Origin of the sequence: uncultured Sunxiuqinia sp., assembly GCF_963974515.1 — a bacterium.
Classification (GTDB): Bacteria; Bacteroidota; Bacteroidia; order Bacteroidales; family Prolixibacteraceae; genus Sunxiuqinia.
Map to the genome: position 1 here is coordinate 1 of NZ_CAXBDD010000188.1, position 3,699 is coordinate 3,699.

The window sequence follows — 3,699 nt, forward strand, 5'->3', positions numbered from 1 at the left end:
ACATTACCACCGCATCAGTCAACGATGTAAATGCCATGGATAATATCCCATATGAGAAAGGCAGTTACTACATCTTTGACCGAGGCTACAATGATTTTAAGCGGCTTTGCAGGATTCAAAAACTTGAAGCATGGTTTGTTGTACGGGCCATAGACAACCTCAAGTTCAAGGGGATGTACTCTGGCCAAGTTGACAAATCAAATGGGATAAGATGTGACCAGACCGGTGTTTTTTTGCACCCAAAATCTCACAATCGTTATCCACAGAAACTTCGTCGGGTTTAGTATTACGACTGTGAAACAGATGTTGAATTTGTTTTCCTGACAAACAACTTCGGACCCGCAGCCCTGGAAATCGCCATTCTTTATAAGAATCGCTGGCGAGTCGATTTTTTTTAATGGATCGAACAGCATCTTACAATGAAAAGCTTTTGGGGCCATACCCTTAATGCTGTAAAAACACAACTCTATTGTGCCATTACCACATATTGTTTGAGGGCCATTGTAAGCAAAGAACTAAAAATAGACCGTTCAAACTACAAAATTCTACAAATTTTGGGAATCTCGCTACTGGACAAAACACCTGACAGAGAGTTGCTTACAAACAATGATTACAGAAATGCCAAAGAAATAAACTATAAACAACTGTCAATCAGTCTCTTTTGACGAGACAGCAGTGATATCACATTCAAAAAATAACGCCGGCAAAAGCAAACAGCATATCACCTGATTGTGGCGAGTTCATCAGAGAAACTGGATAATAATTAAATATTTTAAATAATCAGATATGACAAAAGCAGGACTTTTTGGAATTGGGCTCGACACCTATTGGCCTCAATTTGAGGGATTACTCAACAACCTGCAAGGATACCAGGAACAAATCAAAAACCAAATTGCAGGTTTTGGAGTGGAAGTGGTCGATGCCGGAATGGTTGATAATCCTGAAAAAGCACGCGAAGCGGCTGATTTGTTAAAGAAGAAAGATGTTGAGATTGTCTTTCTGTATGTTTCAACTTATGCTTTATCTTCAACCGTGTTACCCATTGCGCAAAAGGTAAAAGTACCCATCGTGGTTTTAAATCTTCAACCTGTGCCGCAATTAGACTATGAAGCCTTCAATCAGTTAAACGACCGCGGGAAAATGACCGGGGTGTGGCTGGAGCATTGCCAAGCCTGCTTTGTTCCTGAAATTGCCAGTGTGTTTAACCGATCAGGTATCCGATACGATTTTGTGACCGGATATTTAGAGGACGAACAAGCGTGGTCTGAAGTTAAAGCATGGACAGAAGCAGCACGAGTTGCAGCTAACATGAGAAACCACCGCCTGGGGGTTTTGGGTCATTATTATGGTGGAATGTTGGATGTTTATACCGACCTGACAAAACAAAGCGCTGTATTCGGCACTCACATTGAAATGTTGGAAATGTGTGAATTGAAAAAATACCGGGATGAAGCTACAGAAGACGAAGTCGTCTCAAAAATGGAAGAATTCGACAACACATTTGAGGTTTCGCTTGAATGTGAAAAAAGTGAGATTGAAAGGGCTGCGAGGACTTCTGTTGCACTGGACAAGCTAATTGAGAATCATAATCTGGGTTCGATGGCTTATTATTATGAAGGCGAATCGGGCAACGATTATGAGAACATTGTAACCTCTGTAATTGCCGGCAATACCTTATTAACCGGGAAAAACATTCCGGTTGCAGGCGAGTGTGAAGTAAAAAATGCTCAGGCCATGAAGATCATGGCTGAATTTGGCGCTGGCGGCTCCTTTTCTGAATTTTACCTGATGGATTTTAAAGACGATGTGGTTTACCTGGGGCACGATGGCCCTGCTCACTATGCCATTGCCGAGGAACAGGTAAAGCTGGTTCCATTGCCCATATACCATGGCAAACCAGGAAAAGGATTATCCATTCAAATGAATGTAAAGAACGGGCCGGTAACTTTACTTTCTGTTGTAGAAGGAAAAGATGGTTTATTCCTTTTAACCGCTGAAGGCCAATCGGTACCGGGGCCGGTATTGCAAATTGGAAATACCAACAGCCGCTATAAATTCCCAATTGGCGCTAAAGATTTTATGAATCAATGGTCGAAGCAAGGGCCGGCACACCATTGTGCCATTGGAGTAGGGCATATAGCAGATAAAATTGAAAAATTGGGACAAATACTGAGTTTGAAAGTAGTGAAAATTTGTTAAACACAAAATAAAATTATGAATTCAAGAGAAAGAGTATTAAGAGCCTTTGGCAAAATTAAAGGAACCCCCGACCGTGTTCCAATTCAATTTGAAATGTGCAGACAACTGTATGAGCATTTTGCAAAAGAACTGGAAATTCCGGCAACTTACACCGAAAATCTGTATGAAGATGTTACCTACCGCATCAGCGCCAATGAACTTCGCCTTGCAATGGGATGCGACGTAGTAGTAACGGGCGCTTCTGTTTCAGACAATTTTAAGATTAAACCAAATGAAAAAGGGCAATGGTACAACGAGTATAAAATGCTGATGCGCCAGGGAGATATTTATGTTGAGGTCGTGGATTATCCTTTGGCACAGGCTGAAACGAAAGCAGATATTGAAGCCTTTTCGTTTCCCGATGTGGATGCTCCCGGACGATTTCGAGATGCCGAAGCACTGGTGAAAAAATACAAAAACGATTATCTGATTATTGGCGACATTGAGGTAACCGTGTTTTCTTTAGCGCACCAGTTGGCAGGAATGGAAAAATTGCTTATTGATATGATGATGCAAACAGAATATGTGGTTCCACTGTTTCAAGCCTGCGCCGAATTTCAAACGCAAATTGGTTTGCGGCTCATTGAAAAAGGTGTGGATGCCTTATGGTTTGGAGACGATTTCGGCACCCAGCAAAGCCTGATTATGGATCCCGATACTTTCAGGACACAGTTAAAACCGATTTATTCTAAAATGATTGAACGGTTTAAACAGGCCAATTCTAGTATCATTCCCATCTTACATTGCGATGGTGCAGTGGCAGAATTATTAAACGATATCAGAGAAATTGGATTCGAAGTATTTAATCCTGTACAACCCGGTGTTCCAGGGCATTTGCCGGACGATATGAAAAAAGGATTTGGCGATAAATTTGCTTTTTGGGGTGCCATCGATCAGCAGGATCTGCTGCCAAATGGATCCGATGAAGAGTTAGAAAAAGACATTATCGAAAAAATAAAAATCTTGGGCAAAGGTGGAGGCTATATGATTTCACCGGCTCATATCATTCAAAACGATGTTTCCCCGGAAAGGGTGCTTAAATTTATTCAGCTTTGCAAAAAACATGGAAAATATTAAACTAAGTAAATAACACCATCTCGTTCAGTTTTCATTTAGTCGTGAAATTGTTCAGTTAAAGCATAAAAAAAATAACTGATCATGAAAAATGATTTTAATTTTTTAAAAGCAATGGTATTCTTCTTGAGTTCCTTTTTTATTACTGCTTTCTTGCATTCCGTTCCATCGAAGCGGAAGACCTACAAACGAAAATGCCACGGTTTCTTCATCTCCGGAGGTCGATAATCCGCAATTATGCTGGATGGCGGCCGATCCTCTGAAACCCTTTTCGACCTTAAGAATAATAGCTATTCCATCAACATTCCAGCCGATTCACCTATTGCGGCGCGGAGCATCGTTATCCATCTCGCAATTCCAGATTTAATGTGTGAAATTGAACTGCAC

Annotated in this window: 2 protein-coding genes and 1 pseudogene; all 3 read left to right on the forward strand. The window is 41.0% G+C overall.

The genetic code is table 11. From position 1 onward, the window contains the following. Window positions 1–284 (forward strand): annotated as a pseudogene (locus AAC033_RS18655) (IS4 family transposase); the annotation flags it as partial. Window positions 285–786: 502 nt separating this feature from the next. Next, window positions 787–2,199: an L-fucose/L-arabinose isomerase family protein gene (locus AAC033_RS18660; protein WP_339740993.1), complete on the forward strand. Its 1,413-nt coding sequence runs from the start codon at window positions 787–789 to the stop codon at window positions 2,197–2,199. A gap of 15 nt (window positions 2,200–2,214) precedes the next feature. Next, window positions 2,215–3,315: a uroporphyrinogen decarboxylase family protein gene (locus tag AAC033_RS18665; protein WP_339740995.1), complete on the forward strand. Its 1,101-nt coding sequence runs from the start codon at window positions 2,215–2,217 to the stop codon at window positions 3,313–3,315. Window positions 3,316–3,699 lie beyond the last annotated feature (384 nt).